The sequence below is a fragment of the Bacillus sp. 1021 genome (assembly GCF_014534735.1).
Lineage (GTDB): Bacteria > Bacillota > Bacilli > Bacillales > Bacillaceae > Bacillus > Bacillus siamensis.
Genome location: NZ_JACVSR010000004.1, coordinates 227841 through 248472, shown reverse-complemented (window position 1 = coordinate 248472; position 20632 = coordinate 227841). Strand labels below are relative to the sequence as shown.

Genomic DNA, 20632 nt, shown 5'->3' with positions numbered 1-20632 from the left:
CAGGAATTGCCCATGCTGTTTCATTCTGCTTCGGCGGCTGATTTTCCTTTCAGCCCGCAAAAATCGTCATTTAATGATTCTGAAACTGTTTTTTTGCTTTTTCAACGACGTAATGGCTTCCGCCGCGTTTTTTGACGTCTTGAATCATCATCGCGATCAAGAGGTCTTTCTTTTTATAATCGTAGCCGACAAACCAGCCGTTTTCTTTGCCGTCTTTATCTTCTTTTGACGTTTTCAGCTCGGCTGTGCCGGTTTTTCCGGCTACGGTAATGCCGCTTACGGCCGGCTGATATGCAGAGCCGCGCGGATCTTCAACGACGCCTCTCAGCCCTTTTGTGATTTCTTCGGCATTGGCTTTGGATACCACTTGCTTATGCCAGATTTGCGGTGTTTTTTCTCCGTCTTTGATTAATGTCGGTTTGACGAGATTTCCGTCTGTTACAAATGCGGTATAATCAGCCGCTAAGTGCAGCGGAGACATCAGCATCTGCCCTTGGCCGTAGCCCGTATCTCCGAGAAGAATCTCGGAATCAAGCTTGCCATTTGCGATTGACGACTTTTCAATCGGGAATTGGTACGGAATGTCTTCGTCAAAGCCAAATGTTTTTAATCCTTTTGTAAACGCGTCCGCTCCGGCGTCTATGGCATTTTGCGCAAAGTAGATGTTGTCCGATGTAATCAGCGCGTTTTCGAGATCCACTTCATTCAGGCGCTCTGATACGCGTGTGACATGGTAACCGCCCCAGCTTGAATCCTTCTGCCACTCTTTTCCGGTGATTTTTTTCTTTTCCGACGCTTTCAATGTGCCGTTTGTCAGGCCGACCGCCGCGGCAATCGGTTTAATCGTTGATCCCGGTGCATACAGCTTGTTGAATTTCGCTGAAAATGGATTGTCTTTATTTTCATTCAGCTTTTTCCATTCTTTGCCGCTCCAGCCGAAAATAAAGCCGTTCGGGTCATAAGACGGTGCGCTGACAAGCGCGAGGGTCTCTCCCGTTTGCGGTTCAAGGGCGACTGCCGCTCCGCTGTCATCTTTCATGGAATCATACAGCTTCGTCTGCGTTTTCATATCAATCGTTACATGAATATCCTGCCCGTTTTCGGCTTTCTTTTCAGCAATGACCTCTCCCGTTTGCGGGACGTAAATTTTCCAGCCGGTCGTGCCGCGCAGCTTGTCTTCGTATACATTTTCAAGGCCGGCGGTGCCGATTTTGGAGGTGTCGCTGTATTGGCCTTCTTTCGCTTTTTTCAGCTGCTCCGCTGTGATTGTTTTAATATATCCGGTCAGATGGGCCGCTTTTTCACCGTACGGATAGTAGCGGGAGCTGACTTTCGTTTTCGTCACGCCGTCTAATGCGAGCAGGCTTTTGACCTTGCTTTCATCATCCGGTCTGATTTTTTGAATCGGAACATAGGAGTCATCTTTTACCCAGCCCTGATTCAGTTTGCTTTTGATATCGTCTTCAGAAAGGTCCAGTTTTTCAGACAGTTTTTTGATCACGCTGTCTTTATCCTTGCCGAGTTTTCCAGGGATAATGCCGATTTCCGGCACCTCCGTATTCACGGCCAGGCCTTTGCCGTCTTTGTCGTAGATTTGCCCGCGCTTCGGTTCTTCATTTGCGATCTGCACGGTTTTGTCATCGGAAAGCTGTTTGAAAATAAAAGAAGGATTCCAGTCGATGTTCCATGATTCTCCATCGTCTGTTTTTTCTTTTTTCAGGACGGCCGTATTTTCAAAGGCGACCTTCCCTGCTTTTGTATCCATGCTGACTTTATAATCGATGTGCTGAAGGTCATCTTTTTTCTTATCGTCTTCGTCCTGTTTTTCGGCAGTGACTTTCAGATTTTTGACCCCTGCTTGTTCATAAATGGTTTCATATCGTTTTACAAAATCCTTTTTGGATAGTTTTTTCTTTTCATCCTGGGTGAGGCTTTGGTACATTTTATCGTAATGACCGCCATTCCAGTCTTTTACGAAATCTTTCATTCTGTCTTCGGCTGACTCCGATTTCGAGCAGCCGATTAAACCTATGATTCCTGCGAGTAAAAGTAATAGGTATAATCCTTTTTTCACTGTCTATTCCCCTGCCTTCCAATTGTTATTTTCTCCTAAACCAAATGAGGCTTGCAAGGATTTTTTATTTATAGTGTTTTAAATTTTTATGTTTTTCAGCTATTTTTGTCCATATTTTTATACAATGTATCTATTAATAAAAGGGGGAGTTTCGAATGATCAGAGAAGCAGCCATGCTGCATGTAAAAGAAGGTCTTGAAGGAGAATTCGAAGCGGCATTTCGCCGGGCGGAGCCTATTATAGCGGGGATGAAAGGTTATCTGTCCCATTCCTTGTCCAAATGTATGGAGGAAACGCATAAATATTTGCTGCTGGTGGAATGGGAAACATTAGAGGATCATACAAAAGGCTTTCGCGGATCGCCGAAATATCAGGAATGGAAAGCCTTACTGCACCGTTTTTATTCACCTTTTCCCGTTGTGGAGCATTTTCAGGATCTATCAAACTCAGATTACGTGAAGCGTAAAACCGATTAAAGAGATCGACCATACAAAAACGGCGGTATATATATTGAATTTCCCGGAGCTATCGTTTTCTTTCCATTTTTCTTCCAGCCCCTGAATGAACATGACCGCACCGAGAAACACGAGCATAATCGGCTGTATGACAGATGTATGTTCTGCATACGTAAATGCGGCAGCAGCAAGTATAATAATCAGCATCGCGAGTGACAGTTTTAAAACGCGCAGCAAAAAAATCCATCCTTTCTGTTAGCATTTTTTGAACACAATTCTATTTCTGTCTTTATCCCCCATTATTCTAGCGTACTTTTTACGCGGATAGAACGAAAGTCGGACAATTTTAAGTTTGTTTTAAGGAGAACAAAAAGCGCGCTCCCGATGAAAAGGAGCGCGCGGTTTATGAGCGGGCGAGGCTTCCGTATCCGAGCCCCCTGAGAACGCATGCCATGACTTCATATCCTCTGCCGTTGGGGTGTACGCGGTCATGAGAGAGATATTCGTTCAGCTTTCCTTTGAAAGCGCTGTGGACATCGGCGATTTTGACGTGCGGCGCCGATGCGAGTGTGCTGAGGTGCGCATTATAAGAAGATATCCATTTCTCTGCAATGGAAATACCCGGGAAAGGGTTGTATAAATTGAAGACGCGGATCTCATAAGGAGACGGGTGCGGCCCTTTTAAGGCTGTGATCTTGGCTATCATCTTTTCAAAGTTCTCGTGACAGTGACTGGACACACTGGTGAACACCGAAGCGTCCGATGTTTGCTGATATTCCCGAACCGAATCGATCAAATCGTTGCCGCAGCCTGTAATGGTAATCATATCAGCAGCCTGAATCCGCCTCTGAATGTACGGCCAGGACATAAGCCCGAGAATTTCTCCCGTCTCAAGGCCTGATTTGGCAAAGATGGATACGTCGGTTTTTGTCTGTAAATCTTCTGCCATCATACGTCCGAACCGCTGAACAAAACCGGCGGAAAACGGGCCGGATCCCCTTCCCGTCGTCAAAGAATCCCCAAGCGCCGTATAAACAAGTCCCATTTTCTTTCCTCCACTCGTTACTATCGATATTGTAATGTACGCGAGTGAAGAAAAATTGGCTCGGTCAATAACCCAATTTCTCAGAAATATGCCGAGCGGCGTTTTTGACTTTTTCGGTTAAGTACGGCAGCCTGTCCTCTGAAAACCTGGCTTCAAAGCCGGCGATGCTGATTCCCGCAGCCACCTTACCTTCGTGATTGAAAATCGGCGCCCCGATCGCTGCCGTGTAATCCTCTAATTCCGAATAGCTGATCGTATATCCTGATTGTAATGACGTTTCAATGGATTGAAGCACTTCAGCCGGATTCGTCATCGTGCCTGAAGCGATTGCGGCAAGCTTTGTTTTCTGAATGTATGTGTCAATCTCCTCACGCGGCAGAAAGGATAAAATGCTTCTGGCGCACGCTCCCGCATACAGCGGCGACCGGCGGCCGATTGCAGTATAAAGCCGTACGGTTTGCGTTCCCTCAATTTTATCGACGTAAATGGCTTCATCGCCGTCCCTCATAATCAGCTGAACGGCCTCATCCACTTCACCGCACAGCTTTTCCATCACTGGCTTGGCTATTTTCCTGATGTCCAGACGGTCAGAGACGAGCTGGCCGAATTGTAAAAAGATCAGACCAAGCTGATAACGGCCATCCGCTGCCCGGGTGAGAAATCCCATTTCCTCCAGTGAACTTGCCATCCGGTGAACCGAGGTTTTCGGCATTTCCGATAGAGAAACCAGCTCATTTAAGCTCAGGCTCGGTTCGGTCAGGAATAAATGAAGCAGCTCCATTGATTTGATGACGGTTTTGTTTTTGTTTTCCATGACCTTTCATCCCCTTTGTCAGATCAGCCATTCCATTTTGAGTCTTGCTTTCAGCTCCTTCAGCTGCTGTTCCTTCTCCAACAGCAGCATTTCCGCCTCCTCCAGCGAAACAGCAGCGAACGTGATATGTTCCCCCGGCATCGTTTGGGCGGCAAGAGGAAGATCGGCGGATATGATATGCGCCATTCGCGGGTAGCCACCCGTCGTCTGTCTGTCAGCCAGCAGTATAATCGGATTGCCGTCCGGCGGCACCTGCACCGTCCCGAATGTCACAGCCTCAGATACCATTTCAAGCGGCTCCCGCAATTCAAGCGGGGCGCCCTTCAGGCGGTAGCCCATTCGGTCGGATTGCGGCGTGACCGTATACGATTCTTGGTAAAAACGCTGTTTTGCTTCTTCTGTAAACGCATGAAATTGAGCGCCTTCAAGCACGCGAATGACCGGATTTCTTTTCAGCGGCAGAAATCCTCTGCTGCTGACAGACCAATCAGGCGCTGAGAAACCATGCTGCCCGGGAGATTCGCTCAGACGGGCAGCGATCAGTTCCGAGCACTGCGTCATACCGCCGAGCGGCAGCTCATCATCTTTTTGCAGCGCTCTTCCGCAAAAGCCGCCGATCCCCGCTCTGACATACGTGCTTTTGCTTTCCATGACGGCGGGCACGTCAAATCCCCCCGCAACGGCAAGATAAGCCCGGCTCCCCATTTTACACGGCCCGAATGAGACGACGCTTGTTTCCTTTATCAAAATCGGTTTCCACAAAGGAGCTGGTTCTCCATTAATATGAAAGGCGAAATCGGCCCCCGTGACTGCAATGACCGCCGGTTCTGAAAACTCAAAGGAAGGCCCGGGCCCCATGAGCGTAATTTCCAGCCCCGCCTCTGTTTCTTTATTTCCGGCAAGAAGATTGGCGATGCGCAGAGAGATTGTATCCATTGCGCCGCTGCCCAGTACGCCGTATTTCTGATACCCTGTTCGGCCCGTATCCTGAATCGTCGTCAGAAGACCGGGTTTCATCACTTTCATGCTCATTCGGCTCCCTCCTTGATGCGGCTGTATTCTTCCGCTGAGATCCGGACGAATTTCACAGTATCGCCCGCTCTCAACAGGCTCGGCGGTTGTTCTTCAGGCCTGAAAAGCCGAAGCGGAGTGCTGCCGATCAGCCGCCAGCCGCCGGGGGTGGATATCGGATACACACCGGTCTGCATCCCTGCGATTCCTACTGAACCAGCCGGGATCGACGGCCTTGGCGACGACTTTCTCGGCGCTCTGATCCGCTCAGACATTCCTCCTAAAAACGGAAATCCCGGCGCAAATCCGAGCATATAAACGAGATATTCGCCTTCGGTATGGATGCGGATGACGTCTTCCGGCGTCAGATCGTTCATCTCAGCGACGTCTTCTAAATCAGGACCGAAATCACCGCCGTAGCAAACGGGGATTTCCATCACCCGGCGCTCTTCCTGCCGGCCGGCCTTTATATGGCTGAGGCGTTCTGTCACTTCTTTCTTGACCAAAGCAAAAGGAGAGACGCCTTTTTTTATTTGTGAGACGGCATACACATCATAAAAGATCGTTAAGCTTGTGAATGCCGGAATACATTCAACGAAGCCCGGAAACGGCCGTTCTTCAATACAGGCGGCCGCCGCATGAACCCGGCTGTTGACTTCTTCGCTGATGTGCCCGCCAAAGCGGATGATAACGGCGGAATCACCGTGCGGCTGTATATCAAGCGCTGTATTGCCGCTATACTGCTTCATTGTCATCACCTCGTTGTTTTCTTTCTACTTACAGAACAGCAAGCGATTCGTTCCGTATATCAGTGATCAGCATGTGCCCAGGTGAATGGGTTATCACGATATCGGGCTTTGTTTCCATGATCACCGCCTGCGGTGTAACGCCGCACGCCCAGAATACAGGAACTTCGCCTTCTTTCACCGTTACGGCATCTCCGAAGTCCGGCTGATTCAGATCGCTGATGCCGATGCTTTTCGGATTCCCGATGCGGACGGGGGCGCCGTGCACGGCGGGAAAACGTGACGTGACCTGTGCTGCGCGGACTGCCAGTCTTTCCGGAATCGGCCTCATGCTGACGACCATTTTTCCTGAAAACGGGCCCGCCGGAACACAGTCAATATTTGTTTTATACATGGGAACGTTCACGCCTTCATCAATATGCCTGATTGGAATGTGCTGATTGATAAGGGCTTGCTCGAATGAAAAACTGCAGCCGATCAAAAAGCCGACAAAATCTTCCTTCCAATATGGCGTGAGATCCGTTACCTCTTCAGTAAGCACGCCATGCCGATAGATTCTGTATTTCGGAAAGTCCGTCCGGATATCAGCTCCCGGCGCCGCTATTGCCGGAACGGGTGAACCCGCATCCGTCACGTCAAGCACCGGACAAGGCTTTTGATTGCGCTGGCAGAATAAGAGAAAATCAAAGGCAAGATCCTTTTGCAAAACGACAAGATTGGCTTGTGCGTAAGAAGCGGCCAACCCCGCCGTCGGCCCGGTCATCCGCCCTTTTCTGATAAGCTGCCTGACTTCTTCGGGACTCATGTCACTCATATGTTTTTTCATGTCATCAGCCCCATAGCTGCGGCATTTGCGAGAATAATGTATAGATGCCCATAACCGCCATGACAACGACTACGATTGCCCCCGCGATTGTCAGCCAGATCGGATGCTTGTAGTCGCCGACGACTTTTTTCTTATAAGCGCCCAACAAAATCATCGCTAATGCAAGCGGCAGAATTAAACCGTTAAGCGAACCGACCGCGACCAGAATTTTGGCAGGCTGGCCGATCGTGACAAAAATGAGAGTGGATACGATGATAAAAGCGATAATTACGCCGTTCGAATGCTTTTCGATTTTTGCCGAGAACGATTTGAAGAAAGACACTGACGTATATGCGGCGCCGATGACAGACGTAATAGCCGCAGACCACATGATGACACCGAAAATTTTATAGCCGACATTTCCCGCCGCAAGCTTGAACACAGAAGCCGCGGGATTATCAGGATCAATGCGCAGGCCCTTTGAGACGACGCCGAGCACGGCGAGAAAAAGGGCAATCCGCATAACAGATGTAATCAATACGCCTGTGACGGAGCTTTTCGTGACTTGAGGAATGACTTCCTTCCCTTGAATGCCTGAATCAAGCAAACGGTGGCCGCCGGCAAATGTAATGTATCCGCCGACCGTGCCGCCGACAAGCGTCACGATCGCCAGCACACTGATATGATCAGGCATAAAAGTTTTCACAACGGCGTGTCCGACCGGCGGAGCCGTCGTTACGGCAACATACACCGTCAATACGATCATGACAATTCCGGCGATCTGCATAAAACGGTCCATGACTTTTCCGGCTTCCTTTATGACGAAAATCAAAACCGCAATCGCAGCGCTGATTAAAGCGCCGATCTCCGGTTTGATTCCGAATAATACTTGAAGGCCGAGACCCGCGCCGCCGATGTTTCCGATATTAAACGCCAGTCCGCCAAGCACCACCAGAAAAGCAATGGCATAACCGGCGCCCGGAAGTACCATATTTGCAATCTCTTGGCCGCGCTTTCCGGAAACCGCGATAATCCGCCATACATTGGTTTGCGCGAAAATGTCCAAAATAATAGAGATTAAAATGATAAAGCCGAAGCTTGCCGCCAATGTATTGGTAAACGTGGCCGTCTGCGTCAGAAAGCCGGGCCCGATTGATGATGTCGCCATCAGAAATGTCGCGCCTAAAAGCAGCGACCATTTGCCGGAAGCCTTTCCGGCTGTGTTTTTCTTTTGCTCCATGCTGTCTTCCTCCCTCTGCTGCTCAGTCTTTTGAAAGCGCACTGATTTGAATGTCCGCCGCTTTTAATTCGTTTCTGATCGTTTTTGCGAATGTCAGCGCGTGGGCGCCGTCTCCGTGAATGCAGACGGTGTCCGCTTTCAGGCTTACGGCTTGTCCTTTACGTGATGTCACCGTGTTGTCTTTCACCATTTGAATCACTTGCCCGACCGCTTTTTTGTCATCCTGAATCAGCGCATCCGGCTGTGAACGCGGCGTCAGCGTGCCGTCTTCCTGATAGGTGCGGTCTGCAAACACTTCGCTTGCCGTCTGCAGGCCGATTCGATCTCCCGCTTTAATCAGCTCGCTTCCGGCTAGCCCGAAAAGAATGAGTCCGGGATCAAAATGAGAGACCGCCTGAGCGATGGCCTCTGACAGGCCGCGGTTGACGGCGGCCATATTATATAAAGCGCCGTGCGGCTTTACATGCTGCATCGCGACACCTTCTGCTTTTAAAAAACCTGACAGCGCGCCGATTTGGTACAGTGTCAGATCATACGCTTCCTCGGGCGTAATCGCGATCTGCCGCCGCCCGAATCCTTGAAGATCGAACAGCCCGGGATGAGCGCCGATTTTCACGCCCTTTTCCGCCGCAAGCGCAACCGTTTTGCGCATCACGCTGGGATCACCCGCATGAAAGCCGCAGGCGATGTTTGCAGATGTCACATAATCCAAAATCTCTTCATCCATCCCGATCTTATATGCACCGAAACTTTCTCCTAAATCACAATTGATGTCAATCTGAAACATAAGCTCCCTCCTGTATTGTAAACGTTTTATATGATTATCATTCCGCTATTCGGAACGACTATTCCGAATTGTTGGATTTCACTCAATTATATCAATTCTGACACGTTTGAACATCCCTTTGTCAGAAAACCTACCATGGACCTAGTCACTAATGTGACAAACAAAAAAGAGAGCCTCATCCAGAGACTCTCTTTTTTCTATTATAATACCCAGTGGCGGATCGCTTTGGCGACTCCGTTTTCCGTGTTGACATCAGTCACCCAGTCAGCGGTTTCTTTTACGATATCCTGCGCATTTCCCATGGCGACGCCGACACCCGCTTTTTCAATCATCGCAATGTCATTCAGACTGTCACCCATAGCCATCACATTTTTCATCGTAAAGCCGAGTTTTTCCGATACCTTCGCCAGCGCCGCCGCTTTATTGATGCCGAGGGCATTGACTTCGATATTGATCGGGCTTGAGTTTGTGACTTCGAGCTCCTTGTTTTCTTTCAGCTCTTTCAGCACCTCATTCCGCACATCGTCATCCTCGATTTCAAATCCGAACTTGAGCCACTGGTGATCCGTAATCGTTTCCGGGAATTCCCCTCTCCACACTTTATCGACAGTAGAGGCCCAGAAATTCGTATTGTGCTTATTTCTCAGATCCCATAATTTTTGAATATGATCGGTATGAAGAAGCTTGCGCTCAACCAGCTCAAAGTTGGAATCCCAGATTTCGCTGCCGTTTGCCGTAATTAAAAAGGATGACAGCTCGAGAGACTCAGCCAGTTCGCGGCATGTCATCAGCGTGCGTCCGGTGCTGATGACGACGTGAACTCCTTTCGCCTCCGCTTCCTTGATCGCCCGCCGGTTTTCCTCCGGGATGAGCTGCTCGTCATTGAGCAGGGTTCCGTCCATATCGATCGCGATCAGTTTAATATCTGCGTCTTCTCTTTGTATCGGCATATATGTACCTCACTTTTTATAATGTAGTCGTCTCTATTTTAATACATATGACCCACAGGAACAAAAAACCGCTCCTGACGTTTGGCGGGGAGCACGTTGAGGAAAAGAAATATTGAGGTGATGGAGGATGACAGAAAGAAAACAGAAAAACAAACCGAATGAAAATCCTGAACATCATGATTTAACCGATCCGATTCCGCTGGAAGAGCTGAAGGAAAACGCCAATGACGAAAAACACAAACACGACCAAAGAGACAATTCACAGAGTGAAAGAGATTATGATACAAAATAACAAACTTGTCCGAAAGCCGCCGCTGGAGGCGGCTTTTTTTTACGATGGTGCGATAAATATGCTGATCTCAGCTTCCGCTACCGGATTCCCGGCAACGGACGCTTTCGCCCGGCCGAATACAAACCCGCGCCTCGTTCGCGTGACTTCAAACAGCAGATCCAGACGGTCTCCCGGCAAAGCGGCGCCTAATCTTTCCGCTTTCTTCACCGCGGATAAAAGACCGAGGCTGTCACCGCCGGTAATTCCCGCGCAAGCCGCCGTTTGGGCCATCGCTTCAATGACGAGTGAAAACGGCATCTCTCTTTGTGATTCGGTTATAAACCAGTCATTTTCAGTGATGTTTTTGTAAGCAGCCGCCCATTTTCCGGCTTCGCTGTTTGTCGTGCCGTCAATCAAAAGAAACGGAAAACGGTGGGGTAAGAGCTTTTGAGTCATCATACAGCCTCCCTTCCCCAACATTATAACAGAAGAAAAAAAAGCCGCGTCCCCCGACGCGGATTCATCTTATTGATTGAGTTTTTTGAGCACGATGCCGTGCAGCGGCTCATGCGGCTGAATACCGCAAATGTCTTGCAGAACACCGCTCGTTCCTTTTTCCGCGATAAGCTTCTGCAGCTCAACCGCTTCCGGATCATCCTGATAGTCAAAGCGCAGGGCGGCGGCGATGCCTTCTGCCAGCGCGTTCGGTTCTTTTATTTTTTTGGCCGGCCCTACTAATCTATCATTCGCTCCGAGTTTTCTGAGCGGTGATCTGGCGACTCTTGTCACATCATCCGTGATGTATTCATTTTCAAAACGGCCGATGATTTTCTTCATGTACTGCTCGTGTTCAGCTTGCTTAAAGCCGTACGCTTTCACCAAGTACTCGCCCGTTTCTGAAAGTGCATCGTACACGACACGCCGGATTTCCGGATGGTCGATGGCCTCTTTGACGGTTTTTAATCCGCGCTGATAGCCGACGTACGCCGTAACGGCATGGCCGGTATTGACAGTAAACAGCTTTCTCTCGATGAAAGGTGTAAGATCATCCGTAAATATCGCACCTTTAAGTGCCGGCTGACCGCCGGCAAAGCCGGTTCTGTCTATGACCCATTCAAAAAACGGCTCTACGGATACTTTCAGCGGGTCTTCATGGTGCTGAATCGGCACGATCCGGTCAACCGCAGAATCAGGGAAGCCGACCGTCCGGTCCACGAGTTCCCGCTCCCCTTCCGTCAAATGTCCGAAAACTTCTTTTTTCAGAAAACGGCTGCCGCCGATCATATTTTCACAGGCAATGATATTGAGAGGCTCAGAGGACGTTCTGCGCTTCAGCCCTTCCGCGATGGACGGGGCAATGAGTCTGAGAACGTTCGGGCCTACTGCCGTCGTAATGATCGCCGCGTCATTGATCAGCCTGTACAGCTCTTGTTCTTGCACCGCGCTGTTGATGGCTGAAACGGGGCCGATAATTTCTGTCTGCCGGCCGCCGTCGGCAAGCTCCACGGTATATTCCTTCTTATCATTGAGAAAGCCGACCATCGTTTCATTCACATCTGCAAAAACAACCTCATAGCCGGAATGATGGAGCAAAGCGCCGATAAAGCCCCGCCCGATGTTTCCCGCTCCGAAATGAAGGGCAATCATGTCAGTTCACCTCGCTGAAAATCGCGGCCAGTTCTTCTTCCGTCTTTGCACTGATCAGCCGCTCGATGTTTTCTTCCTCTGAGCAGATGATGGCGATGTTTGACAGAATGTCTAAGTGTTCATTGTTTTTTCCGGCGATACCGAAAACGACCTTTGCCGTATTGCCTTCACCGTATTCCACCCCGTCCGGAATCTGGATGACGGAAATGCCTGAATGAAGCACCTCATCCTTCGCATCTTCCGTGCCGTGCGGGATCGCAATGAAATTCCCCATGAAAGTGGATGATGTTTCTTCACGTTCGAACATTTTTTCCACGTAGCCGTTTTTCACGTAACCGTTATCAATCAACGTCTGTCCCGCCAGGCGGATGGCATCCTCTTTTGAGTTCACTGTCTGGTTCAGTTTGATGTTCGCTTTAGCCAATACTTCCATGATGAAAATCCCTCTTTCTGTTTGATTAGTTTTTAAGCCTTTCAATCAGTTCATCGTATTTCGGGCTGTTCAAGAAATTATCAACCGAAATGTGCACCGCCTGCGGCAGCTTCGCTTTCGCACGGTCAGTCAGATCCTTATGCGTAATGACGATATCCGCGTCATTCGGAAGATTATTGATTGATGTATTTGTCACATCAATGTCAAGTTCTGCTTTTTTCACTTTGTTTCTTAAAATGGAGGCGCCCATTGCGCTCGATCCCATACCTGCATCACACGCGAAGATAATGCGGCTTACTTGGTCAGCGGAAATATCAGCGGCGTTTTCCTGTTCTTCCTCTTTGTCCGCCAATGCGGCCGCCGCTTCGCTTTTCCTGCCTTTCATTTCCTGCATTTTTTCCGCAGCGGCTGTCAGATCTTCTTCTCCCGCTTTAGACGATTTCAGAATAAGCGCCGAGACGATAAACGATACGGCCGCGGCAACGATGACGCCCGCCAGCACGCCGAGATAGCTTCCCTTCGGTGTCAGCGCCAAAATGGCGATGATGCTGCCCGGAGATGATGCCGCGACAAGACCCGCGTTAAAAATCGAGAATGTGAGCAGCCCGCTCGCTCCCCCGGCGATCGCCGCGAGGATCAGCATCGGTTTCATTAAAATGTAAGGGAAATAGATTTCATGAATCCCCCCGAAGAAATGAATGATCGCCGCTCCCGGAGCCGTCGATCTTGAAGAACCTTTCCCAAAGAACATGTATGCCAGTAAAATACCGAGTCCCGGCCCGGGGTTCGCTTCCACTAAGAACAGAATGGATTTACCCGCTTTTGCTGCCTGCTCGATTCCGATCGGACTTAAAATGCCGTGGTTGATCGCGTTATTCAGGAACAGGACTTTCGCCGGTTCTACGAAAACGCTTGCAATTGGCAGCAAATTCGCGTGGACAATGACTTCCACACCCGCCGCCAGCAATTTGTTAAGAGACAGGACGACCGGGCCGATCGCATAAAACGCGATAATCGTCAGCACCGCGCCGATAATTCCCGCCGTGAAGTTGTTGATCAGCATTTCAAAACCCTGTCTGACTTTATCTTTAAACACACGGTCTAATTGTTTAATGAGATAACCGCCCAAAGGCCCCATAATCATTGCCCCTAAGAACATCGGTATGTCCGCTCCGACAATAACTCCGATGGCGGCTGTCGCTCCGACGACTCCCCCGCGGTGATCATAGATCATTTTTCCGCCCGTATATGCGATTAAAAGCGGCAGAAGATACGTAATCATCGGGCTTACCAATGTATTCAGCTGCGGATTCGGAAACCATCCCGCAGGAATAAACAGCGCGGTGATAATTCCCCATGCGATAAATGCGCCGATATTCGGCATGATCATACCGCTTAAATAACTGCCGAACCGCTGTATCTTTACTTTCATGCCAGCTTGCTGTTCTTGCTGCATATCATTTCCCTCCCTGTTTGCCTGCCTTAAGATGAAAATAAATAAGACACGGGGTTTTCTTTCGCCCCTGTGCCTTCATCATAAAACGCTTACAATCCTCATTCAATGAAAAGTAAAGAGGAGTTTGGCACAGAGACTGTGACAAATCCTTAACTAAAAAAAGACACCTCATCAAAGGTGTCTTACCGCTTCCTGTATATAATGTGTCCTTTTGTAACGACGAGTTTGGCAATGATCCGCTCACTGACAATAAACACCGGATATGCACATACGAGCGCAAAAATGGCGGCCGGCACATACCGCGCAGCCGGAAACATCGGCATGACGGCGGTTCTGGCCATCTGCACAAGATAAATCAAAAGCACGGTTATCGCAATGGCTACAGCCATAATCGGAGCTGATACTTTATATTCACGCAATTTCACATGGCAATGTCCGCACTGAAACTGGCACGGGATCATGGATGATCTGACCATGTCGCCTGTAATCGGCTTGCCGCAGTTCGGGCAGGTCGTTTCTTTCATATTTATTCCTCCATTCAACTCTTCTATTATAACAGAGTCTGTCTCCGCGTTTTACATTTGTGATTGTTCAACATATTTTCACACATTTTATCATCAGGCTCTTGTGCACATTTGTGAAAACATCTACTCTTAAAAGGAGGTTCATCACTCATTCGCATAAAAAGGAGGATGCAGAATTGCTTCCGATTAACAGACAGCAAACCTTGCTTGAATGGCTGAAAGAGGAGGGCGCGCTGAAAATCTCTGACATAAGCGAGAGATTCGGCGTCTCCGAGATGACCGTGTACAGAGACGTCAATCAGCTGGCGGATGCAAACCGGATTATCCGGACACCCGGCGGCATTACGCTCCCGCCCGCTTCAGAAAAAAGCGCCAATCAATGCGGCTATTGCCTGCGGCCGATTCAGCATTCATATTCTGTCCAGCTCATTACTGTTTCACAAGCCGTTGAGCAGATGTGCTGCATTCATTGCGCGATTTTGCGGTATGAGGATAAAAAGGAAGAAGTGTCTCATGTCATTTGTAAGGATTTTCTTCTCCAGACGACGCTGACGGCCGCTTCTGCTTACTTTTTAGTCCATGCCGATATTGACCTTCACTGCTGCCGGCCTCAGGCGATTCCCTTCTCAACGCGTGATTACGCAGAACGGTTTCAAAAAGGATTCGGCGGGGTCATTTGCACCTTTGACGAGGCGGCGGACATCATCTTACACGACAGGCAGAAGGGATGCACCTGCAGCAAGACATAACAACAACCAACCGGAAGGCGGTGTCACAAGCCATGAGACAGAACAAACGCTGGCTCATCTTTTTGCTGTTCCTTGTTTTGATTCCGAAAACAAGCTTCGCCCACGCCTACATCACAAACTCAAATCCGGGTGAGAACAGCGAATTAAAACAAGCGCCGAAGCAGATTGAAATTACGTTTAATGAACAGGTTGAAGAAGGCTTCCACTCCATTAAGGTCTATAATTCATCCGGTGAACGGGTCGATGCCGGCAAAACGGTGATTCAAAAAAGTGATGCCCGCATCATGACCGCGGCCTTGAAAAAAAATCTGCCGCATGATATTTACAGAGCGGAATGGAACGCGGTGTCGGCCGACGGTCACCCGGTATCCGGCGTCATTCCTTTCAGTATCGGGAAAGCCGGCGGTGAACTTCAGGAGCAAACATCATCGCAAGCGGCGCTTCATCCCGAAGCGGCCATCGACCGCGGTATTTTGTATACCGCTCTCTCCCTGTTTATCGGCACGGCGTTTTTTCATCTGTTTTGGTACAGAAAAAATGATTCATCAAAAGCAAAACGAACTGTAAAGCTGCTCGTGATTTCCTTATGTTTAACGGGGCTTGCGCTTGTCTGCCAGCTCCCGATCCAGACGAAAGAAAACGCGGGCGGCGCTTGGAGTTCCGCGTTTCAGCCGGACTATGTAAAAGAAACGCTTCTGAAAACGGCAGGCGGGTGTGTCTGGATGATCCAGATCAGCCTATTTATCCTGCTTGCCCTGTCCATGATCCCGCTTTTGAAGAAGAAAGCTTTCCGCTCATTTGCGTACTGGACGGCGCCGCTGCTGTTCTTTTTCGCTTCGCTTTTGGCAAAAGCGTTCGCCGGGCATGCGGCAGTTATTGACGAAAAAGCGGTCGGCATCACGATGGACTTTCTCCATTTATCAGCCGCGTCTGTATGGACCGGCGGTATAGCCGCGCTTGTGCTCCTTCTTTCATCAGAGTGGAGAACAACAGATAAAACCGCCGCATGGGAAACGGTCAGACGCTTTTCTCCTTGGGCGTTCGCTTCTGTCGGCGTGCTTTTATTTTCAGGTGTGCTGAACGGATTTTTCATTATCCGTTCGTTTGATTCACTCTTTCACACCGCTTACGGCAAGACACTCCTTTTGAAAATCGGGCTGTTTGTCATCATGCTTGCGCTCGGCGCCATTCACGTATGGATGACGAAGTTCCGCAGAAAAAGGAGCATCAGCGCAACGATAAAGGCCGAATGGGCAATCGGCATTGCGGTATTATTTACAACCGCCGTCTTCACAAGCCTGCCCAGCCCGCCGCCGCCCGCGCCATTGCCTTTTAACGGCTCAGAAATGATCGGAAACGGGGAAACCCTGTCCCTGCATATTACGCCGAACCAGCCGGGTAAAAATGAATTTCAAGTCATTGTCACCGATCATAACGGCGGCTTGGTAAAAGACATTCAGCAATTTACGGTGACGGTTTATCAGACGGGCTTCAGCGGCAAACAGCATGAAAGCACCTTTGATTTGAAGAAGACGAAGGAAGGCATATTCGAAGCCGCCAACCTGTCCATCACCGAAAAGGGAAACTGGAAGATCAAAGTCCACGGACTGACAAGCGATTTCAATGAAATCAACCAAGTATTCTCAACGACTAACTAAGGAGTGTATCTCATGTTGAAAAAAAAGGCTTTCGTATTCATATTTGCCGTGACCCTGTCACTCACCGGTTTTACGGCTGCAGCAAGCGCCCATGTCTCCGTCAAACCCGCGGAATCCGCGGCGGGTTCTTGGGAAACGTACACAATGAAAGTGCCTGTGGAAAAAAATGAGCCGACAACGAAAGTCGTGCTGAAAATGCCCGCGGGCGTTGAATTCCAGCAGTATCAGCCGATTCCGGGCTGGAAAACGTCCGTATCAAAGCATGATGACAAGGCGGTCTCCGTCACTTGGGAAGCAAAGGACGGCGGCATTCAGCCCGGCCAATTCCAGCAGTTCACATTCGTTGCGAAAAACCCTGAAAAGACCGCGGATGCGGCTTGGGACGCCTACCAATACTACAAAGACGGCAGCATTGTAGAATGGACGGGTGATGAGAACGCCGACACGCCTCACTCGATTACGAAAATCACAAAAGCGGCGAACGTGACGGATGCGCACGGAGCTGAACAGTCAAATGAAGAAAGCAAATCCGGCGTATCTGCGCTTGATATTGCGGCCATCGTTCTGTCAGCTGCGGCGATTATCCTTTCGATCGCGGCGCTTGTAAAGAAAAAACGTGCGTAAGCAAAAAGCGATCCGGCTCTAAAGAGCCTGAGATCGCTTTTTTTCTTATCCGCGGCCTGCCTGGAATGAAGGATATTTGGTCATTCCGCCGTCAGCAAACAGTGTAATGCCGGTCACGTAGCTTGATTCCTTTGAAGCGAGCCAGACGGCGACGGCCGCGATTTCTTCCGGCTCACCGATATATCCCATCGGAATCATGCTTTCCACATCTTTTTTCTGGACGGGGTCCGCGAATTTTTCCGCATTGATCGGCGTATTGATCGCGCCCGGTCCGATATTGTTAACACGGATGCGCTTCGGCGCGTACTCAAGCGCCAGCGTTTCCGTCATCAATTTAATGCCGCCTTTACTTGCCGCGTAGTGGACAAACAGCGGCCACGGAATCATTTCGTGCACGCTCGACATGTTAATGACGTTTCCTTGAATATCATTTTCTACGTAATATTTAATGGCTTCGCGGCTTCCCAGAAAAGCGCCGGTCAGATTGGTATTAATGACTTTGTTCCAGTCTTTTAACGGCATTTCATGCGACTGAACCGGGTTTTCCATGCCGGCGTTATTGATCATGATATCCAATGTGCCGAATTCTTTCATCGCGGTCTGGACGATGTTTTTCACATCTTCTTCTTTTGTGACGTCACCTTGAATGATGACTGCTTCACCGCCCGCTTTTTGAACCTCTTCTTTTACGGTTTGGGCCTCTTTTTCATTACTGTAGTAGTTAATGACGACTTTCGCCTGCTCCTGTCCGAAGCGGAGCGCCATTGCTTTTCCTAATCCTGATGATGCTCCCGTAATGGCTACGACTTTTCCTTTTAAATCCGTGTACATGTTCAAACCTCCTGCATGTTGTTATGAATTTGATTTTGCAATGCCTAAGAATATTGCGGCCACGATGATCAGGATAATCCCGATGGCAATGGCGACCAGCTGGCGCTTCGTTTTGCTCTCACGGAGGATGAAGATTCCGCCGAGCGTGCTGATGACGATTCCCATTTGAGACAGGGAAAAACTTGTCGCAACACCGACGCGCGGCTGTGAGATGAACAGAAACATATTCCCGAGCGCCCAGATGATTCCCGGCAGAATGTTCTTGAGGGCGTACTTATTAAACGGTTTATGCTTGTACGTCAGGAGCAGCCCGCCGATAACCATCCCGATCGCTTGCGGCAGAAGCGCTGACCAGCCGGATACGCCGAACAGCCGGGCCACGACGACATAGACCAAATAACCGAGCGTAGAGATCAGCAGGATGACAATGCCTTTTTTTAAGTTTCCCGGTTCTCCGTCCGCCCGCCCTTTTTTATCTTCTAAAGATGTGAGCACTATACCGACGATGATTAAAATAAGGGCGAGAATGCCCAGCGTAATCGCGATGGGGGTTGACCATTCTTTGAATACGATCACCCCGAATAAAGAAGTCGAGACGAGCTGCATTCCCGTTGATATCGGCATCGTTTTTGAAACGCCCATCAGCTGGATGCTTTTTAGCTGATTGCTTTGGCCGAGCGACCAAAACAGCCCCGATATGATGCCGACAATAAAAATGCGCCCGGACAGCACCGGGTGGACAAACAGATACAGCACAAACGAAACGATGAGCGCCCCGATTGTCGTACCCAGCGTCTGGCTGTAAGGCCCGCCGCCTAATTTGACGTTAAATAACACGATGCTCCCCCAAAACAAAGCCGGGAGAAGAGCCAGTAATATATCCATGATGGCGACCTTCTTTCAATCGTATTTGCTGTTATTTTGTCTGGAATTGAACCGATTATTCTCAAATCAGAACAAAAAAGCCTGCCGGCGATTTTACCGGCAGACTGCCCATTAAAAAAAGCCCCGCTCAGAAGCAGGGGATCTTTTTTTGACTATTAAAGTCCGATTGACATGTATTTGGTTTCCAGATACGGCTCAATGCCTTCCGTACCGCCTTCACGGCCGATGCCGCTTTCTTTCATTCCGCCGAACGGCGCTTGAACCGCTGACGGGCCGCCGTCATTCCAGCCGATGATGCCGTATTCAAGCTGTTCAGAAATATAGATGCCGCGGCGGTAGTTTTCTGTAAAGAAATAAGCCGCAAGCCCGAACGGCGTATCGTTCGCAAGCTTGATCGCTTCATCGATATCTGAGAACGTAACGATCGGCGCAACCGGGCCGAAAGTTTCTTCATGCATGATGTTCATGGATGTATCTACGTTTGACAGCACGGTCGGCGTCACGAAATAGCATCCTTTTTCATCGTTTTGGTCATATGTTCCGCCTGTCAGCACTTCTGCGCCTTTTTCCACGGCGTCATTAATTTGAGCGACGATTTTATCGAAGCCTTTTTTGTTGATGACTGGGCCGACGTTTACGCCTTTTTCAAGACCGTTTCCGACTTTGAGTTTCGCAGCTTCTTCACTCAGTTTTTTCGCAAACTCGTCTTTCACGGATTCGTGTACGATCAGACGGTTCGCACAGACGCAGGTTTGGCCGGCATTTCTGAATTTAGAGGCCATTGTTTGGGCTACCGCCAGATCAAGATCAGCGTCTTCATCTACGATCAGCGGCGCATGTCCGCCAAGCTCCATTGACATATGTTTTACGGTGTCGGCGCTGTTTTTCATCAGGATTTTGCCGACAGGCGTTGAACCGGTAAAGGTAATTTTGCGGATTTTCGGGCTGCTGGTAAAAACGTTTCCGATTTCGGCTCCGTCACCGATCACCACTTGCAGCACGTCCTTCGGAATTCCCGCTTCATATGCGAGACGCGCAAGGGCGTAAGCGGAAAGCGGCGTATCCTCCGCGGGTTTGATGATGAACGTACAGCCTGCGGCCAAAGCGGGCGCGGCTTTTCTTGTAATCATCGCATTCGGGAAATTCCACGGCGTGATCGCGGCTACCGGGCCGACCGCCTGGCGGGTGACGATGATCCGTTTGCCCGTTGTCGGCGCAGGTACGGTTCTGCCGTAAATCCGTTTTGCTTCCTCGGCAAACCATTCAATATAGCCGGCGCCGTATAAAACTTCTCCGACCGCTTCTTCGTACGGTTTACCGTTTTCCTTCGTAATTAATTCCGCCAGTTCTTCTTTATTTTCAACAATCAGCTCATACCATTTTCTCAAAAGTGAGGCACGTTCTCCCGCTGATGTTTTGGACCATGATTGAAACGCTTGATGTGAACGTTCAATCGCTTTTTCAACTTCTTCGGCCGTCTGCTGGGGGATGCTTTCGATCGCCTCTCCCGTTGCCGGGTTGTACACTGTTAATTGTTCTGGCATATTGAACATTCCTTTCTCTGCTATAGTAAAGCCATTGAATGCTTGTTGATATATCTCACACTTTCATGATAGCAGACCCATCC

The 20632-nt window shown here is 49.4% G+C and carries 23 protein-coding genes; 5 read left to right on the top strand and 18 right to left on the bottom strand.

Going from position 1 to position 20632, the window contains the following annotated elements; translation table 11 throughout:
* Nucleotides 1-70: 70 nt before the first annotated feature.
* Nucleotides 71-2074 (bottom strand): penicillin-binding transpeptidase domain-containing protein, encoded by a 2004-nt coding sequence (locus tag ICW23_RS15665; RefSeq protein WP_188154760.1) that lies wholly within the window; start codon nucleotides 2072-2074, stop codon nucleotides 71-73.
* Between the two features lie 155 nt (nucleotides 2075-2229).
* Between ICW23_RS15665 and ICW23_RS15660 the strand changes: the two genes are divergently transcribed.
* On the top strand, nucleotides 2230-2550 hold the full coding sequence (locus ICW23_RS15660) for an antibiotic biosynthesis monooxygenase family protein (protein WP_016937227.1): 321 nt from the start codon (nucleotides 2230-2232) through the stop codon (nucleotides 2548-2550).
* Here the strand turns inward: ICW23_RS15660 and ICW23_RS15655 are convergent.
* The 9 genes from ICW23_RS15655 to ICW23_RS15615 all read right to left on the bottom strand — a co-directional run bounded on the left by ICW23_RS15655 (nucleotide 2521) and on the right by ICW23_RS15615 (nucleotide 9927).
* Entirely contained in the window at nucleotides 2521-2736 is a 216-nt protein-coding gene (locus ICW23_RS15655) for a YczI family protein (RefSeq protein ID WP_395941101.1), read from the bottom strand. The two genes, ICW23_RS15660 and ICW23_RS15655, sit on opposite strands and share 30 nt — an antisense overlap.
* A 196-nt stretch (nucleotides 2737-2932) precedes the next feature.
* Nucleotides 2933-3574 (bottom strand): GDSL-type esterase/lipase family protein, encoded by a 642-nt coding sequence (locus ICW23_RS15650; protein ID WP_016937229.1) that lies wholly within the window; start codon nucleotides 3572-3574, stop codon nucleotides 2933-2935.
* Nucleotides 3575-3638: 64 nt separating this feature from the next.
* On the bottom strand, nucleotides 3639-4388 hold the full coding sequence (locus ICW23_RS15645; RefSeq protein WP_016937230.1) for an IclR family transcriptional regulator: 750 nt from the start codon (nucleotides 4386-4388) through the stop codon (nucleotides 3639-3641).
* A gap of 18 nt (nucleotides 4389-4406) precedes the next feature.
* Complete coding sequence (locus ICW23_RS15640) at nucleotides 4407-5414, bottom strand: 5-oxoprolinase subunit C family protein (RefSeq protein WP_155816730.1); 1008 nt, start codon at nucleotides 5412-5414, stop codon at nucleotides 4407-4409.
* A gap of 2 nt (nucleotides 5415-5416) precedes the next feature.
* Complete coding sequence (gene pxpB, locus ICW23_RS15635; protein WP_188154759.1) at nucleotides 5417-6148, bottom strand: 5-oxoprolinase subunit PxpB; 732 nt, start codon at nucleotides 6146-6148, stop codon at nucleotides 5417-5419.
* A 28-nt stretch (nucleotides 6149-6176) separates the two neighbouring features.
* Nucleotides 6177-6971 (bottom strand): putative hydro-lyase, encoded by a 795-nt coding sequence (locus tag ICW23_RS15630; protein WP_047476258.1) that lies wholly within the window; start codon nucleotides 6969-6971, stop codon nucleotides 6177-6179.
* Nucleotides 6972-6975: 4 nt separating this feature from the next.
* The gene (locus tag ICW23_RS15625; protein WP_188154758.1) at nucleotides 6976-8190 is read right to left on the bottom strand and encodes an NRAMP family divalent metal transporter; all 1215 of its coding nucleotides are present in this window, start codon (nucleotides 8188-8190) and stop codon (nucleotides 6976-6978) included.
* A gap of 22 nt (nucleotides 8191-8212) precedes the next feature.
* On the bottom strand, nucleotides 8213-8977 hold the full coding sequence (locus tag ICW23_RS15620) for a 5-oxoprolinase subunit PxpA (protein ID WP_047476256.1): 765 nt from the start codon (nucleotides 8975-8977) through the stop codon (nucleotides 8213-8215).
* A 200-nt stretch (nucleotides 8978-9177) separates the two neighbouring features.
* Complete coding sequence (locus ICW23_RS15615) at nucleotides 9178-9927, bottom strand: Cof-type HAD-IIB family hydrolase (RefSeq protein ID WP_188154757.1); 750 nt, start codon at nucleotides 9925-9927, stop codon at nucleotides 9178-9180.
* Nucleotides 9928-10054: 127 nt separating this feature from the next.
* Between ICW23_RS15615 and ICW23_RS15610 the strand changes: the two genes are divergently transcribed.
* A complete protein-coding gene (locus tag ICW23_RS15610; protein ID WP_016937237.1) occupies nucleotides 10055-10219 on the top strand; it encodes a hypothetical protein in 165 nt (54 codons plus the stop codon).
* 39 nt (nucleotides 10220-10258) lie between these two features.
* On the opposite strand, the gene ICW23_RS15605 is transcribed toward ICW23_RS15610, so the two are convergent.
* From ICW23_RS15605 to ICW23_RS15585, 5 genes are all read right to left on the bottom strand, one after another.
* Entirely contained in the window at nucleotides 10259-10654 is a 396-nt protein-coding gene (locus ICW23_RS15605; protein ID WP_045926238.1) for a 3-hydroxyacyl-ACP dehydratase FabZ family protein, read from the bottom strand.
* Between the two features lie 69 nt (nucleotides 10655-10723).
* Entirely contained in the window at nucleotides 10724-11845 is a 1122-nt protein-coding gene (locus ICW23_RS15600) for a mannitol-1-phosphate 5-dehydrogenase (RefSeq protein WP_188154756.1), read from the bottom strand.
* Nucleotide 11846: 1 nt separating this feature from the next.
* Nucleotides 11847-12278 (bottom strand): PTS mannitol transporter subunit IIA, encoded by a 432-nt coding sequence (locus ICW23_RS15595; protein WP_012116817.1) that lies wholly within the window; start codon nucleotides 12276-12278, stop codon nucleotides 11847-11849.
* A gap of 25 nt (nucleotides 12279-12303) precedes the next feature.
* Nucleotides 12304-13734, bottom strand: coding sequence for a PTS mannitol transporter subunit IIBC (locus tag ICW23_RS15590; protein WP_188154755.1), 1431 nt, complete (start codon nucleotides 13732-13734; stop codon nucleotides 12304-12306).
* Nucleotides 13735-13916: 182 nt separating this feature from the next.
* Complete coding sequence (locus tag ICW23_RS15585; protein WP_016937241.1) at nucleotides 13917-14258, bottom strand: hypothetical protein; 342 nt, start codon at nucleotides 14256-14258, stop codon at nucleotides 13917-13919.
* 176 nt (nucleotides 14259-14434) lie between these two features.
* Between ICW23_RS15585 and ICW23_RS15580 the strand changes: the two genes are divergently transcribed.
* Genes ICW23_RS15580 through ICW23_RS15570 form a run of 3 tightly spaced genes read left to right on the top strand, consistent with a single transcriptional unit; the run spans nucleotide 14435 to nucleotide 17289 of the window.
* Entirely contained in the window at nucleotides 14435-15007 is a 573-nt protein-coding gene (locus tag ICW23_RS15580) for a DeoR family transcriptional regulator (RefSeq protein ID WP_047476249.1), read from the top strand.
* Nucleotides 15008-15039: 32 nt separating this feature from the next.
* Nucleotides 15040-16665 carry a copper resistance CopC/CopD family protein gene (locus ICW23_RS15575; RefSeq protein WP_188154754.1) on the top strand — a complete coding sequence of 542 codons (1626 nt, stop codon included), beginning with the start codon at nucleotides 15040-15042 and terminating at the stop codon, nucleotides 16663-16665.
* Between the two features lie 12 nt (nucleotides 16666-16677).
* Nucleotides 16678-17289: a YcnI family copper-binding membrane protein gene (locus ICW23_RS15570; RefSeq protein WP_060963597.1), complete on the top strand. Its 612-nt coding sequence runs from the start codon at nucleotides 16678-16680 to the stop codon at nucleotides 17287-17289.
* A gap of 45 nt (nucleotides 17290-17334) precedes the next feature.
* Here the strand turns inward: ICW23_RS15570 and gdh are convergent, their stop codons facing one another.
* The 3 genes from gdh to gabD all read right to left on the bottom strand — a co-directional run bounded on the left by gdh (nucleotide 17335) and on the right by gabD (nucleotide 20549).
* Entirely contained in the window at nucleotides 17335-18120 is a 786-nt protein-coding gene (gdh, locus tag ICW23_RS15565) for a glucose 1-dehydrogenase (protein WP_188154753.1), read from the bottom strand.
* 21 nt (nucleotides 18121-18141) lie between these two features.
* The gene (locus tag ICW23_RS15560; RefSeq protein ID WP_016937246.1) at nucleotides 18142-19005 is read right to left on the bottom strand and encodes a RhaT/GlcU family sugar-proton symporter; all 864 of its coding nucleotides are present in this window, start codon (nucleotides 19003-19005) and stop codon (nucleotides 18142-18144) included.
* Nucleotides 19006-19160: 155 nt separating this feature from the next.
* The gene (gene gabD / locus ICW23_RS15555) at nucleotides 19161-20549 is read right to left on the bottom strand and encodes a succinate-semialdehyde dehydrogenase (RefSeq protein WP_016937248.1); all 1389 of its coding nucleotides are present in this window, start codon (nucleotides 20547-20549) and stop codon (nucleotides 19161-19163) included.
* Between the last annotated feature and the right edge of the window lie 83 nt (nucleotides 20550-20632).

Bases quoted from the DNA above. Each gene is read 5' to 3' on its own strand.
- ICW23_RS15600 (WP_188154756.1), bottom strand. From the start codon at position 11,845: ATGATTGCCCTTCATTTCGGAGCGGGAAACATCGGGCGGGGCTTTATC.
- ICW23_RS15660 (WP_016937227.1), top strand. From the start codon at position 2,230: ATGATCAGAGAAGCAGCCATGCTGCATGTAAAAGAAGGTCTTGAAGGA.
- ICW23_RS15575 (WP_188154754.1), top strand. From the start codon at position 15,040: ATGAGACAGAACAAACGCTGGCTCATCTTTTTGCTGTTCCTTGTTTTG.
- gdh (WP_188154753.1), bottom strand. From the start codon at position 18,120: ATGTACACGGATTTAAAAGGAAAAGTCGTAGCCATTACGGGAGCATCA.
- ICW23_RS15605 (WP_045926238.1), bottom strand. From the start codon at position 10,654: ATGACTCAAAAGCTCTTACCCCACCGTTTTCCGTTTCTTTTGATTGAC.
- ICW23_RS15590 (WP_188154755.1), bottom strand. From the start codon at position 13,734: ATGCAGCAAGAACAGCAAGCTGGCATGAAAGTAAAGATACAGCGGTTC.
- ICW23_RS15630 (WP_047476258.1), bottom strand. From the start codon at position 6,971: ATGAAAAAACATATGAGTGACATGAGTCCCGAAGAAGTCAGGCAGCTT.
- ICW23_RS15595 (WP_012116817.1), bottom strand. From the start codon at position 12,278: ATGGAAGTATTGGCTAAAGCGAACATCAAACTGAACCAGACAGTGAAC.
- ICW23_RS15640 (WP_155816730.1), bottom strand. From the start codon at position 5,414: ATGAAAGTGATGAAACCCGGTCTTCTGACGACGATTCAGGATACGGGC.
- ICW23_RS15645 (WP_016937230.1), bottom strand. From the start codon at position 4,388: ATGGAAAACAAAAACAAAACCGTCATCAAATCAATGGAGCTGCTTCAT.
- ICW23_RS15560 (WP_016937246.1), bottom strand. From the start codon at position 19,005: ATGGATATATTACTGGCTCTTCTCCCGGCTTTGTTTTGGGGGAGCATC.
- ICW23_RS15650 (WP_016937229.1), bottom strand. From the start codon at position 3,574: ATGGGACTTGTTTATACGGCGCTTGGGGATTCTTTGACGACGGGAAGG.
- ICW23_RS15625 (WP_188154758.1), bottom strand. From the start codon at position 8,190: ATGGAGCAAAAGAAAAACACAGCCGGAAAGGCTTCCGGCAAATGGTCG.
- ICW23_RS15655 (WP_395941101.1), bottom strand. From the start codon at position 2,736: ATGCTGATTATTATACTTGCTGCTGCCGCATTTACGTATGCAGAACAT.
- ICW23_RS15585 (WP_016937241.1), bottom strand. From the start codon at position 14,258: ATGAAAGAAACGACCTGCCCGAACTGCGGCAAGCCGATTACAGGCGAC.
- gabD (WP_016937248.1), bottom strand. From the start codon at position 20,549: ATGCCAGAACAATTAACAGTGTACAACCCGGCAACGGGAGAGGCGATC.
- ICW23_RS15610 (WP_016937237.1), top strand. From the start codon at position 10,055: ATGACAGAAAGAAAACAGAAAAACAAACCGAATGAAAATCCTGAACAT.
- ICW23_RS15620 (WP_047476256.1), bottom strand. From the start codon at position 8,977: ATGTTTCAGATTGACATCAATTGTGATTTAGGAGAAAGTTTCGGTGCA.
- pxpB (WP_188154759.1), bottom strand. From the start codon at position 6,148: ATGAAGCAGTATAGCGGCAATACAGCGCTTGATATACAGCCGCACGGT.
- ICW23_RS15570 (WP_060963597.1), top strand. From the start codon at position 16,678: ATGTTGAAAAAAAAGGCTTTCGTATTCATATTTGCCGTGACCCTGTCA.
- ICW23_RS15615 (WP_188154757.1), bottom strand. From the start codon at position 9,927: ATGCCGATACAAAGAGAAGACGCAGATATTAAACTGATCGCGATCGAT.